General features: G+C 35.9%; 9 protein-coding genes and 1 pseudogene. 5 read left to right on the forward strand and 5 right to left on the reverse strand.

Annotation, left to right across the window (positions count from 1 at the left end; all coding sequences use genetic code 11):
• Window positions 1-12: 12 nt before the first annotated feature.
• Complete coding sequence (gene gltB / locus JN168_RS12435; protein ID WP_229366852.1) at window positions 13-4512, reverse strand: glutamate synthase large subunit; 4500 nt, start codon at window positions 4510-4512, stop codon at window positions 13-15.
• 141 nt (window positions 4513-4653) lie between these two features.
• On the opposite strand from gltB, the gene gltC reads away from it, so the two are divergent.
• The 3 genes from gltC (at window position 4654) to JN168_RS12450 (ending at window position 7524) form a co-directional block, all read left to right on the forward strand.
• Complete coding sequence (gltC, locus tag JN168_RS12440) at window positions 4654-5541, forward strand: glutamate biosynthesis transcriptional regulator GltC (RefSeq protein WP_042739935.1); 888 nt, start codon at window positions 4654-4656, stop codon at window positions 5539-5541.
• Window positions 5542-5638: 97 nt separating this feature from the next.
• Window positions 5639-6748: a YibE/F family protein gene (locus tag JN168_RS12445; RefSeq protein ID WP_042739934.1), complete on the forward strand. Its 1110-nt coding sequence runs from the start codon at window positions 5639-5641 to the stop codon at window positions 6746-6748.
• Window positions 6748-7524 carry a YibE/F family protein gene (locus tag JN168_RS12450; RefSeq protein WP_042739933.1) on the forward strand — a complete coding sequence of 259 codons (777 nt, stop codon included), beginning with the start codon at window positions 6748-6750 and terminating at the stop codon, window positions 7522-7524. The genes JN168_RS12445 and JN168_RS12450 overlap by 1 nt, the downstream gene beginning before the upstream one ends.
• Window positions 7525-7705: 181 nt before the next feature.
• On the opposite strand, the gene JN168_RS12455 is transcribed toward JN168_RS12450, so the two are convergent.
• From JN168_RS12455 to JN168_RS13990, 3 genes and pseudogenes are all read right to left on the reverse strand, one after another.
• Window positions 7706-8980: an ammonium transporter gene (locus JN168_RS12455; RefSeq protein ID WP_042739932.1), complete on the reverse strand. Its 1275-nt coding sequence runs from the start codon at window positions 8978-8980 to the stop codon at window positions 7706-7708.
• Between the two features lie 108 nt (window positions 8981-9088).
• On the reverse strand, window positions 9089-9619 hold the full coding sequence (locus JN168_RS13985; RefSeq protein WP_306669275.1) for a GNAT family N-acetyltransferase: 531 nt from the start codon (window positions 9617-9619) through the stop codon (window positions 9089-9091).
• Window positions 9608-9973, reverse strand: a pseudogene (locus JN168_RS13990) (NUDIX hydrolase); the annotation flags it as partial. The gene JN168_RS13985 and the pseudogene JN168_RS13990, both read right to left, overlap by 12 nt.
• Before the next feature lie 194 nt (window positions 9974-10167).
• Here JN168_RS13990 and JN168_RS12465 point away from each other — a divergent pair.
• Window positions 10168-10440, forward strand: a complete 273-nt coding sequence (locus tag JN168_RS12465) for a hypothetical protein (RefSeq protein ID WP_042739930.1) — start codon at window positions 10168-10170, stop codon at window positions 10438-10440.
• Window positions 10441-10549: 109 nt separating this feature from the next.
• Here JN168_RS12465 and JN168_RS12470 read toward each other — a convergent pair whose 3' ends face one another.
• Window positions 10550-11542, reverse strand: a complete 993-nt coding sequence (locus JN168_RS12470) for a LysM peptidoglycan-binding domain-containing protein (protein WP_042739929.1) — start codon at window positions 11540-11542, stop codon at window positions 10550-10552.
• A gap of 440 nt (window positions 11543-11982) precedes the next feature.
• On the opposite strand from JN168_RS12470, the gene ilvD reads away from it, so the two are divergent.
• Window positions 11983-13671 (forward strand): dihydroxy-acid dehydratase, encoded by a 1689-nt coding sequence (ilvD, locus tag JN168_RS12475; RefSeq protein WP_042739928.1) that lies wholly within the window; start codon window positions 11983-11985, stop codon window positions 13669-13671.
• Window positions 13672-13857 lie beyond the last annotated feature (186 nt).

Below are 13857 nucleotides of genomic sequence, written 5' to 3' on the forward strand. Positions count from 1 at the left end.
CCCCCTCTACGATTAATAAACGGCACTCAATTGTTGTTCTGATTCAATATGTGTGCGTTTGTCATTAAATGCTTTTAATAAAGCTTCATCTAATTGACTTGAATTACGTTTTTGTAAATCTATTTTTTGCATCATTAATTTGTAATCTTTAGGTATCACTTTTACAACTTTATCAGCAATATTATCAAAATCTGCTAATATCTCTTTCGCTTTGGTACTATCGGTATATTTAACATGTGCTTCTAGCATCTCTTTTAATACTGAGCGTTCTTCCTTTACCGTAATAGCATCGAAATCAAGCGTATCTAACTTATGTTCTTTCTTAAACTGTTTAACGTCTGATGGGAAGATATAACTTACGCCTCCACTCATACCTTGGCCAAAGTTCTTACCAACATCACCAAGGATCACAATACGTCCACCAGTCATATACTCTAAACCATGATCTCCTATGCCTTCGACAACTGCTTGGACACCACTATTACGAATACAGAAACGTTCTCCTGCTTTACCATTGATAAATGCTTTACCTTCAGAAGCACCATAGAAACAAACATTTCCGGCTATAATTTCTTGTTCGCGTTGTTTATTAGGTGCATTGATAATAATTTTACCGCCAGATAAGCCTTTACCTACATAGTCATTGGCATCACCAGTATGATGCACTGTAAAGCCTTTTGGTGTATATGCCGCTAAACTTTGACCAGCATGGCCAGTTGTTTTAGCATAAATAGAATCCTCAGGTAATCCTGCTGTACCATGCACTCTTGTTATTGCACTGCCCGTAATTACACCAACGTCACGCTGTTCATTATTTAATACATATTCACCTGTAAATGTGCCACCTTGCTCAATTGCCTCTTGCGCTTCAGGATATAGTCTCGTCATGTCTAGACTGACATCAAGATGATGATCTTGTTCAATTTTCTTAAAGCGATCACCTTCATGCTGATACAATAATGCTTCAACATCCATCGCCGCAGCTTTAGGTCGACGCGAAGCCAAGTTGCCTGTACGTTGTAACAAATCTGTTCTACCAATTAATTCTTCTACTGATTTCAAACCTAATTCTGCTAATATTTCTCTTAGCTCTTCAGCGATAAAGTGCATAAAGTTAACGACATGATCTGCACGACCATTATACAAAGCACGCAAGTCTTGGTTTTGTGTTGCTATACCTACTGGACATGTATCCTTATGGCACACGCGCATCATAATACAACCTAACACCACAAGTGGTGCTGTTGCGAAACCAAATTCTTCTGCACCAAGCGCACAAGCATAAGCAACATCTTTACCAGTCAGTAATTTACCGTCTGTTTCCACTTTCACTCTAGATCTTAAATCATTCATCATTAAAGTCTGATGCGTTTCAGCAAGACCAATTTCCCATGGCACCCCAGCATGTTGAATACTTGTTTTAGGTGAAGCACCTGTACCACCGTCATAGCCACTGATAACAATTTTATCGGCGTAGGCTTTTGCAACACCTGCAGCTATTGTGCCGACACCCGTTTTAGAAACAAGTTTCACTGTGATATTCGCTTCTTTATTCGCATTTTTCAAATCATGAATCAACTGAGCCAAATCTTCTATTGAATAAATATCATGGTGTGGTGGTGGTGAAATCAAACCAATACCAGGTGTTGACCCTCTGACTTCAGCAATCCAAGGATATACCTTTGTACCTGGCAACTGTCCACCTTCACCTGGCTTCGCACCTTGAGCTACTTTGATTTGTATTTCTTTTGCATGTTGTAAATAATCACTTGTAACACCGAATCTACCTGATGCAACTTGCTTGATGGCACTTGAATGATCGCGACCTTCTTCATCTATAGTATAGCGTTCTGGGTTTTCCCCACCTTCACCACTATTACTCTTACCACCCATACGATTCATAGCTTCTGCTAATGTTTGGTGTGCTTCTTCCGAAATAGAACCATAACTCATCGCTCCAGTGTTGAAACGCTTAACAATCTCACTTGCCGGTTCTACTTGACTAATATCAATTGGTTCTTGTGTCTTAAATTCCATTAAATGTCGGATATGGTCTGTACGTTTATGATTTACTTCAGTTGAAAATTGCTTGAATTTTGCATAGTCATTCGAGCGACAAGCATGTTGTAATAAATGAATTGAAGTCGGATTAAACGCGTGATGTTGACCTTGCTGACGCCATTGGAATGTACTGCCTGATTCAATATATTCACTTTTCGGCGTTTGTCTCGCTTTATTCTCACGGTCTATCATATCTATTGAAATACCAGATAATTTAGATTGTGTTCCCGTAAAGTATTTATCGATTACTTCATCAGATAAACCAATAGCCTCAAAAATTTGAGCACCTTGGTAACTTTGCACTGTTGATATACCCATCTTAGCCATCACTTTAATGACACCTTCAGATAATGTATCGGTATAAGCTTGCACATTTTCAGCAACTTCACCATCGATACGTTTATTTAGCACTAATTGTTCTATCGTTCTTTGTGCTAAATAAGGTACGACTGCATTTGCCCCATAACCTAATAAGCAAGCAACATGATGCACTTCTCTTGTTTCACCTGATAAAGCAACCAAACTCGTACGCATACGTAAGCCTTCTCTTATTAACAACTGATGAATATGGCTAAGAGCTAACAGCATAGGCATTGCGTAGCCATCTTCAGATGCAAGTACTCTATCGTCTAGCACCAAGATTTCATTACCTTCTTGGACAGCATGAATTGCTTGTTCACCTAATTTTTCCAATGCTGTTTCAAGATCTTCACTATATATAGTAGATAAATGTTTCACATTAAATCTACTATTTTCAATCGTTGCTAATTGACTTTCAGTAATGACAGGTTTTTTCAGTTGAATTCTGTTCAAGACATCTTCATTTGGCTCTAATAAATTACCTTCACTACCAAGATAGCTCAACTCACTTGTTACTATTTTTTCACGATAAGCATCAATTGGCGGATTGGTAACCTGTGCAAAGAGTTGTTTAAAATAGTTAAACAACGTTTCGTCTTTTTCATTTAACACAGCTATCGGCACATCGTAGCCCATCGCACCGATTGGATCTTTCTTACTTTCTACCAATTCGGTCATGTATTTGTCCATTTCTTCCTTAGTGTAAACAAATTGCTTTTGTAATTTAGTTAATGTCTCTTCCGTCCAATCAGACGCTTCATATTTCACTTGATCTAATTTTAAATCAACTGAAAATTGCTCCAACCAACTTTCATACGGCAATTCATCTGCAATACGTGCCTTAAGTTCATTATTTTCAACGACTTTATTTTCTTTGAAGTCTACGAGTAATAACTTACCTGGATTTAATTGACCTTTAAAAGCAACATCTTCCTCCGGTACATCAATTACACCAACCTCTGATGAAAAGACGATATAGTTATCATTCGTAATTGTATAACGTCCTGGACGCAAACCATTTCGGTCAGTTAATGCACCAATTTTATCCCCGTTACAGAAAGAAATCATCGTCGGTCCATCCCAAGGCTCCATTAAATAACTATAGAACTCATAAAATGCACGTACATTCGCATCATTTGCCTTATTATATAACCATGGTTCTGGAATCATCAGCATAGCAGCACGTTCAGGTTCCATAGCTAATGATAAGAATTCTAATGCATTATCTACAATAGCAGAGTCACTACCATCTTCATCAACTATTTCTTTAACTTTATCTTTTTCAGCACCAAATACAGTTTCGATTAATTCGTTTTGTCTTGCTCTCATCCAATTGACGTTACCCTTAATCGTATTGATTTCACCATTGTGCATTAATAATCTATTTGGATGCGCACGTTTCCAACTTGGAAATGTATTAGTACTAAATCTAGAATGCACCAAACCTAACTTAGAAACATAAGCTTCATGATTTAAATCCAAGTATAATGCTTTAATTTGGTCTGAACGTAACCAACCTTTATAAACAATTGTTCTATTAGACAAACTAGTAAAATATAAATCCAAATCTTGTTGATTTGCATAATTTTCGATTTGTTTACGAGCTAAAAAAAGCATGCGTTCTACATGTGAAACATCATTTAAAGCAACGAATACTTGTTGAATATGCGGCATTGTTGCTGCAACGTGTGGTGCAATCGCCGTCACATCTACAGGCACATCTCTATAGCCAATTACTGATAAACCTTCCGCTTCAAAATGCGCATTAAATTGTGCTTCATGATTAGAACCGGCTATTTTTTCTTTAGCAAAAAACATACCTACTGCGTAATGACCTTCTGCTGGTAATTCTAAATCTGTATATTTTGAAAAGTAGTCATAAGGCACTTCAGTCATAATACCTGCCCCATCACCTGTAACGCCGTCAGCTCCAACACCGCCACGATGATCTAGTCTACGTAACATTTCTAATGATTTTTCAACGATATCATGATTTCTGTTATTATCCATATTGGCATAAAATCCTATACCACATGCATCATGTTCTTCACGACTATCATATAAGCCCAATTTTTTATTATATTCGAGCATGATGTTCACCTCTTTTACGAAAATTCTGAATATTAAATAAGTAAGTAAACTATATAGCAGTAAATTAATCTGTTCAATATATAAATTAGATGATATCATTCTAATTAATAGAACAATAGTTGATTAATGGGGGATTAAATATTGGAGATAAAGCAATTAAAGTACTTTATAGAAGTTGCCAAACGTGAACATTTATCTGAGGCAGCACTTGAATTAGATATCGCGCAATCAGCAATTAGTAGACAAATTACTCAGTTAGAAGAAGAATTGCAAGTTACATTATTTAAAAGAGAAGGTCGTAACATTTATCTCACAGATTCTGGCAAACAATTATTTTCAGAAGCCACGAAAATTATTGAACAATTAGATGAAACAAAACGCCTATTTCACGAACAGTCACGCTCAAACCACTATATAATTCGTATTGGCTATGTCGAAAGTTATATCTCTCAAGTATTAACTTTATTAATTCAATCATTTGAGAATAAAAGTGAATCCATTATCGAACCAATCTTAATGGAAGAAGGTGAAATCATTAGCTCCTTATTAACAGATCAAATCGATATTGGCTTTACGGATTTAACTAACGACGTCAAACAGAATCAACGCCTAAAGACTAATCCATTGTTCGAAGAGAACTATCATATCTACGCACCTAAAGATGACCCCATCACAATGGCAACCAATCCACCGTTAGTTCAATTCTCAACTAAATCAATTTACGAATTTTATCCATTACCAAACAATATTAGACAAACATTAAGCAATATAGTAGAAAAGCCAATCCGAACTGTAACACATCCGCAACTCGCTCAATATTTATTAAATCACGAACGTGGTTATATTATCACTGCGACGTATCATTTTTTAGAGCGTAACCCTAGCAAATGGGTTGATATACCATTGAATCACACCGAACTTAAACGTACAATTTGTAGCGTGATGCGTAAAGATAATCGAAAGAATGATATACAACTGATGCAATCGACGATCGAGCAATTGTTGAGTAGAAGTGCAACCTATCATTAAATTATTATAACGATTAATCAAACATATAAATCTTTGAATTCATTTTTTTACGGGCGTATAATCACATTGTCTATAGAGAGAGGATTGGAATACAACTATGAAGATGAATTCATTTTTTAAACACCCCTTCAACTGGGTTATCTTAGTGTTTTGTGTCATTTTCATCGGCTTATTTCTATTTACTTTTGTAAATGATAAATTCTACCACAATACAATTGGAGAAATTACGAAAGTGGAAAACAAATCAACTTCCAAAGTAACCGATGAACATCACAATCGTGATATCAAACACAAGCAATTATTGACGATTAAAATTTTAAACGGACAGTTCGAAGGTAAAACAGCAACCATTGAAAATACTTACATAGCTTCTCAAGCCGATAGCGAAGCATTTTCAAAACATAATAAAGTACTATTGCACATTGATAAACATCCAAACGATGCCTATATCACTGAGAAGAAACGCGACAGTCTCACAGTTGCAGTTACTGGCATCTTCTTGTTAACCGTATTGCTTGTTGGTAGAAAGATTGGTTTACAATCTTTAGTATCCTTAGTAATCAACTCTGGCGTAGTCATCTTAGCTATTATGATTCACAATCATTCACCTAATGTCAGTTTATTCTTATTAGTAAGCATCGGCATTATTATATCTACAACTTTGACATTACTACTGGTTACCGGATGGCAATGGCGAACCTTAATCACCATAGTCAGCACCTTGCTCGGTACTTTCATCTGTATTGGCATTACTCAGTTAGTTATCGAACTGACAGATGGCAAGGGCTTAAAATTTGAAACAATGAGCTTTTTAACCTTACCACCTAAAGAAGTATTTCTTTCTTCAGTTCTGATAGGTTCTCTAGGAGCAGTAATGGATGTCGCCATTACTATTGCAAGTGGCATGCATGAAATCTTGCGTCGAACACCTGATATCAGCATGACTAGATGGGCATTGGCTGGCCGAAATATAGGGCAAGATATTATGGGCACCATGACAAACATTCTATTATTTTCATATTTGTCAGGCAGCTTAGCAATGCTCCTCATTTATTTAAAAAATGGTAATACGATTACCTATACAATTTCTATGAACTGGTCATTAGAAATTTCGAGAGCGATCACAGGCGGAATTGGAATTGTCTTGACCATCCCAATAACCATTGTATTGATGCAATTATGGTTTAAACTGCGAGGTGCGAAGTAATGAGTGTCACTACAATTTTAGGTATTATATTATTGATTTTGATGTTGGTTTTCGGCGGTAAAAAAGGACTCGTATCTTATCTGACATTATTTTTAAATTTTGTCATTTTATTATTATCGATTATTATCATTATGTTTGGCGCACCCATTTATATCGTTACATTGGTTTTCTGTATCGTTATCGCTTGTTGTAATTTATTTGTACTCAATAGTTACAATACAAAAACAAAGGCTGCATTCTATGCCACGATCCTAACTACAGTGATATTAATCATCGGTATTTATCTTTCAGTTGCTATTGGCCATTTGCAAGGTTTCGCAACCGAACAACAAGATGAAACTTATATCTTTTCCATGAATATCGGTATTGATATGGTGAAATTTATGGTATTTACCATTGTGCTTGCCGTAATCGCAGTTGTTATCGACTTAGCCATAACTATTAGTTCTCCAATGTATGAGTTGAATAGAGCGAACCCTACACTCAGTCAAAGCGATTTATTCCATTCTGGTATGCGTGTAGGACGTGAAATATTAGCCACATCAGCAAATACAATTTATCTAGCATACTTTGGCGGACAACTGACATTGTTCTTTTGGTTCTTCAAACTAAATTATTCATTTGGACATATCATCAACTCAAAAATCTTTGTTCAAGAATTTATTTCAATCTTACTTGGTGGTATCGCTGTTGCAATCAGCATTCCTATCACTGCATGGTTATCTGCAATATTAATCAAGCAGCAACAACGCCATGAACAAGAAAGTGAATCTTAATTATAATAAAAAAATCGTCTCTCTAGCTTATTCCTTATGCTCGAGAGACGATTTTGTTCATGTTGTATTATTTTGTATTGTTCCGTCACCATACTCCCGTTATGATTCCCGTATTTATTTGAATGCGCTCGTTGTAATACTGTCCATTAGGTAGAATATTCCCTTTTTACATTTCATATATTTATGGTCGTCTATTAAACTTATTCAACTCTCCACTGAAATAATCCCGTTCTCCAAATTCACCACTAAAATATGCACGCTCTCCATGAACTACATAATCCAAGCCTTGAGCTTCTTCCACTTCATCTGTTCCTAAAGCACTAAATAGCCCGATTACTTTTGCAATAACAAATGTGAGTACACCACTAAATATAATCGTTACGACAACTGCAACAATTTGTACCCACACCGTTTCAATTCCCCCACCAAATGCCAAACCATTAGTCACACTTTCATTCACTTTATGTGATTGGAATACGCCCGTTAATATAGCGCCTACCACTCCGCCTATACCATGAATGCCAAATGCATCTAAAGCGTCATTATATTTCAATTTAACCTTTATATAATTAATTGCAAAGTAGCAACAAATTCCTCCAATAAGTGCGATAATAATTGCGCTCATATAGCCAACGAAGCCTGCAGCTGGCGTAATTGCTACCAAACCAGCTAACATTCCTGATAACATTCCAATTAAACTTGTTGTCTTTTTCATGATATGCTCCATTACAGACCAGCCAAGTGCACCTGCACTAGCAGCAATGACCGTATTCACAAACGATGTCATCGCAATACTATCAAATGTCAAAGCACTTCCTACATTAAATCCATACCAACCGACCCAAACAAGAATGGCACCTATCAGTGTAATGATTAGGTTATGTGGCGGACGTTTATCAAAGTTTTTCCCTGCACCTATCATAATCGCCAATACCAACCCAGATACACCTGATGTAATATGAACCACTGTACCACCTGCATAATCTATAGCACCTAATTCATCAATCCAACCGCCGCCCCAGACCCAATGAGCAACTGGACTATAAACTAAGATAACCCATAAAAATACAAATATTAAGTACGGAATAAACTTCATCTTTTCAGCAATAGACCCAGACAATATGGATACCGCAATCGTACAAAACATTAATTGAAATAACATAAATAATGCCAATGGTATATGCGGTGAAATATCTGCTTGTGTGTTAAAGCCAACATGTTGTAATCCTAAATATGTAACATCCCCTAGGATTCGATTTCCTGAACCAAACCCTAAACTAAAGCCAAGTATAATCCAAGCAAAAGTCACCACAACAATCGCCGACATACTTTGCATTACAGTATTCAAGACATTTTTCGATTGGACTAATCCACCATAAAACAAACTCAACCCAGGCGTCATCAACCAAACCAATAAAGTACATAAGAATAAAAACAGCGTATCATTTAGATTCAATTTACATCACTCCTTTGCAATGCATCATACCCCCAAATTAAAGCAATAGCAAAAATGCGTCATGTAAAATAACACTATGTGTTAGATTTCATGACGCACTTTAACGAATTATACTATTTTTTTCATCATATTATAGACTGGTCGCCCTTCTAATAAACTGTCACCTTCGTGTTCATAATTACAAGCAGCATATAATTTTCGAGCGATTTCATTATCATTATTAACAGTTAAATAAATAGATTTAACATGTGGGAAATAGCTACGTACATACCTTTCAAGTTCTTCTATTATGCATTTGGCATACCCCATACCTCGATATCTTACATCAATACTAAACGATCTAAAGAAGATGCTTTCAGCAACATTGCTTGAATACGGACGTACACCATCACCTTCGTGCAACGTAAAGAACCCCACACATTGCTGTTGCGCATTAAAAACCAAGGTTGGATGTCGCTCTGAATCTATTTGTGCAAGTCTAATATTTTCTATAGGCGTTTTTGTAAATTGATTGTCTTCAGCTTTTAATGTTATACCTTCAACCGCTTCATATAAATCTTCATTATACGGTATTAAAGCAATGCCACTTGGTGCCGCTGCAACATTGTTGCTTCCTCTAGAATAATCAATCCATTTCAATACTGCAGGTGCAATTTGATCTCGTGCCGAAACATCAATCCATTGCATATCAGTAATTTCTTGAGCAGGATTTAATTTCTCCCAATCTACATCTGCTATAAGTCTAAATAAGTTCAACTCTGTTTGCGTATTCGGCTGAGGATATGCATCACCTATAATCGTAGTCATATACTCTATATCAGTTTCTGCAAGCGTCATTTGTAATTCCTCTTGTATTTCTCTTTGCAATGCCTGAATATGTAATTCTCCAGGGTCGATCTTACCTCCCGGAAAATAATATTTTTCACGATGCCTAGCTTGCACTAGTAATAGTTGGTCATCCTGTTCTATGACTAAGCACACACATCTAATCATCACTTTACACTCCTTCATACATCCTAGGTTTATTAGACAAAGTATTTTTAAACAATTCTAGCTTATGTTATCATACTTCAATATTCACACGTAGCAAGTTTTTTAAAATAACCTTAATTATCAAACTTATTTTATAGCAAAAATGCTATAATATTGAGCGATACTTATTAATACAAACAATGGAGGCTTCTAGAATGGCTAAAAAAACTAAACTTAATCGTATTTCTAATACTGTCAATTTTGTTGGCGTAGCTGTCGAAGGATTTAATTGGTATGCATATCAATCTAAAAATAAAAAATTAATTTATGCGAGCATGGCAATTTCGAGCGTCAGTGCTGTACTTGATTTTTATACTGCCTTAAAATCACCGAAGAAATTCGCTAAACTATTTTCAGCATTTACTTTAACTAGCACATTATTCACAACTGCTAGACGTATTAAATCTCTACGTAAGCAAACATCTTAACTCTAAACAACTAAGTATTCGAGTGAGCATAACAATAAATAAGACTCCTAGCACTAAGTGAATACATCATTCACCTAGTAGTTAGGAGTCTTTCTTTAATATATAGTAATTAATGAATATACTTATAAGCGCTCACTTGTGAAGCAGGAATCGTTCTATACGTTTTAATACCTGGAGAAGCACTGTAATTCATTTCTGAAACTGTAATGCTGCCATCAGAATTTTTAGATTCTACAAAAGCAACATGACCATAATATCCAGCATCTGATTGTAATATTGAACCAACTGTCGCTTTATGATCTACTGTGTAACCATCAGCAGCAGAAGCAGTATCCCAATTATTTGCATTCCACCAATAAGTACTAATACCTTTACCAATTTCTGCTCTTCTGTTAAATACGTGCCAAGTACATTGACCCCAATCATACAAATTAGAATGGTTGAATATAGGGGTATTATAGCTAGTTGAACCTGATGTCGAACCTGAACTTGATGAACCGCTTGTAGCTGTACCCGAAACTTTCAATCTTTGTCCTGGATAAATATTATAATTCGATAAGTTATTTAAGCTCATTATTTTTTGATATGTTGTGCCATATTTTGCAGCAATTGCAGATAATGAGTCTCCTGATTTTACTGTATAATACGTTGTTGAACCACTTGTACTCGTTCCACCAGTGCTTCCTGTAGATGTTGACGTACTACCTGAAATCTTTAATGTCTGACCTGGGTATATGTTATAGTTTGATAAGTTGTTTAAACTCATTATTTTTTGATATGTTGTACCATACTTTGCAGCAATTGCAGATAATGAATCCCCTGATTTCACTGTATATGTAGTTCCTGATGAAGTACTTGTTGATGATGTACTTGAGCTTGTAGTCCCCGAAACTTTTAATGTTTGGTTAGGGAATATAACATTTGAAGATAAATTATTTAATGATTTCAATTTAGATACTGAAATATTAAACTTATTCGCTATTGACCAAAGTGAATCTCCGCTCTTCACCTTATAAGTTGTAGCAGCTTCTGCGTTTGACGTTGTAGCAACCGCAGCTAGCGCACTACTCCCAATTACCGTTGCAAGAATTTTTTTACGCACTAATTGTAAACCTCCCAATATATCTCTTTCATCTTGTGTACAATTTTTCACTACTTAATTATACAACTAGAAATTGTATTTTAGTATAAATTTTATATGACATTATTATTACAAAGATGAATTATTCTAAATTCACACTAAACATACACCACGATTAACTTTGTCTAAGTTTCATTTCAAAATATTACACTAATTTCATAGCATTTTGTAATATAATTCCGAATATCTTTATCACAATTTAATTTTTATCTTTAAATTCAATCATAAAAACCAATAATTTTACTATCGATTCTTTCATTTTCCTTTAATAAAAACAGATACGGGTAAAGAAATGTATAACATCAATAGAAAGAATAACAACTTGCATTATGTTTTTACTTATCTTAAAAATAATTAAACTTTTGCAGATATAACTCGAATCATTACTGGGGGGTAATTATTTGACTGAACAAAGTGCAAATAAAGATTTACGTATTAGAAGTAAAGCTATAAGTGAAGGTGTTAGTAGAACGCCAAATCGTTCATATTTACGGGCATTAGGCTTCGAAGATGAAGATTTCAATAAACCGATGATAGGTATTGCGAGTACATGGAGTGAAGTAACACCATGTAACATGCATATCGATAAGTTAGCACGCGCATCAAAGCAAGGTGTCAATGAATCGGATGCATCCGCACTTATTTTCAACACAATTACAGTGTCCGACGGTATCTCGATGGGTACAGATGGCATGCGTTTTTCATTACCAAGTCGTGAAATAATTGCAGATTCTATCGAAACGGTAATTAGCGCTGAAAACTTAGATGCTTTAGTTGCGATTGGTGGTTGCGATAAAAATATGCCTGGTTGTATGATAGGCATTGCGCGTTTGAATTTACCAGCCGTATTTGTTTACGGAGGCACCACTTTACCTGGAAAATTAGATGGCAAAGATGTAGATGCAGTATCCGCATTTGAAGGTGTGGGACAATATAATAACGGAGAAATTGACGACGCAGCACTGCATAAAGTAGAATGTGCAGCTTGTCCTGGTGCTGGATCTTGCGGCGGTATGTTCACTGCTAATACAATGGCATCTGCGATTGAAGCGATGGGTATGAGCTTACCTGGAAGTGCCTCGCATCCTGCTGTTTCTGCAAATAAAGCAAAGGACAGTCGCGCTGCAGGTAAAGCAGTTTACCGATTGTTAGAGCAAGGAATCTATCCAAAAGATATCATGACTAAAGAAGCATTCGAAAATGCTATAACAATTGTAATGGCGTTAGGAGGCTCAACCAACGCAATTCTACACTTACTTGCAATCGCACAATCAGCAGATGTTGATTTAACACTCGATGATTTCGAAAAGGTTCGTAAACGTGTGCCACATATTGCCGACTTACGTCCTAGCGGAAAGTATGTAATGGCGCATTTAGATGAAGTTGGCGGTATCCCAGCTGTAATGAAGTTACTTTACGACAAAGGCTTGATTCACGGTGATTGTATGACTGTTACAGGTAAAACAGTAGCAGAAAATTTAGCTGACCAAGAGCCATTAACGGACAATAAATCAATTATTGATTTCGACAATCCAAAATATCCAACCGGTCCACTTGTTATTTTAAAGGGTAACCTTGCTCCTGAAGGCGCTGTAGCAAAAATTTCTGGTTTAAGTGTCACATATATTAAAGGTCCTGCTCGTGTATTCGATTCTGAACCAGCTGCGACGAAAGCAATCTTAAATAATCAAATTAATGAAGGAGATGTTATCGTCATTCGTTATGCTGGTCCAAAAGGAGCACCTGGTATGCCTGAAATGTTATCTGCTTCATCAATATTAGTAGGAAAAGGATTAGGCGAATCTGTAGCATTGGTTACAGATGGTAGATTTTCTGGTGGTTCCCACGGCTTAGTTATCGGCCATGCCGCACCTGAGTCTCAAGTAGGTGGACCTATGGCATTACTTGAAGAAAATGACATCGTTACAATTGATGCCGAACGATTAGAAATCAGCTTTGATGTTAGCGAAGATGAACTCAAGCGCCGTCGCGAAAAATGGCAAGCACCACCACTGAAAGCAACTAAGGGCGCACTAGCAAAATATGCTAAACTTGTCTCTTCTGCATCCAAAGGTGCAACAACAGAATAATTACCTTTATAATCAATATACTTTCAACATCACACATTAACTATCGCCTTCCAACGGTTGTAGTTAATGTGTTTTTTTATTAAATAAATTTAGAACAATACAGTTTCGAATTCAAAACTGTAAAAAAATGTAAATTTTATTCAATTTCGCATAAAATATCACAACTTAAGAAGTATACAACACAAT

The sequence above is a fragment of the Staphylococcus gallinarum genome, assembly GCF_029774255.1.
In the GTDB taxonomy this organism is placed as follows: Bacteria; Bacillota; Bacilli; order Staphylococcales; family Staphylococcaceae; genus Staphylococcus; species Staphylococcus gallinarum.

Excerpts from the sequence above, each read along its gene's own strand:
- gltB (WP_229366852.1), bottom strand. The coding sequence starts at position 4,512 with ATGCTCGAATATAATAAAAAATTGGGCTTATATGATAGTCGTGAAGAA.
- JN168_RS12450 (WP_042739933.1), top strand. The coding sequence starts at position 6,748 with ATGAGTGTCACTACAATTTTAGGTATTATATTATTGATTTTGATGTTG.
- JN168_RS12465 (WP_042739930.1), top strand. The coding sequence starts at position 10,168 with ATGGCTAAAAAAACTAAACTTAATCGTATTTCTAATACTGTCAATTTT.
- JN168_RS12445 (WP_042739934.1), top strand. The coding sequence starts at position 5,639 with ATGAAGATGAATTCATTTTTTAAACACCCCTTCAACTGGGTTATCTTA.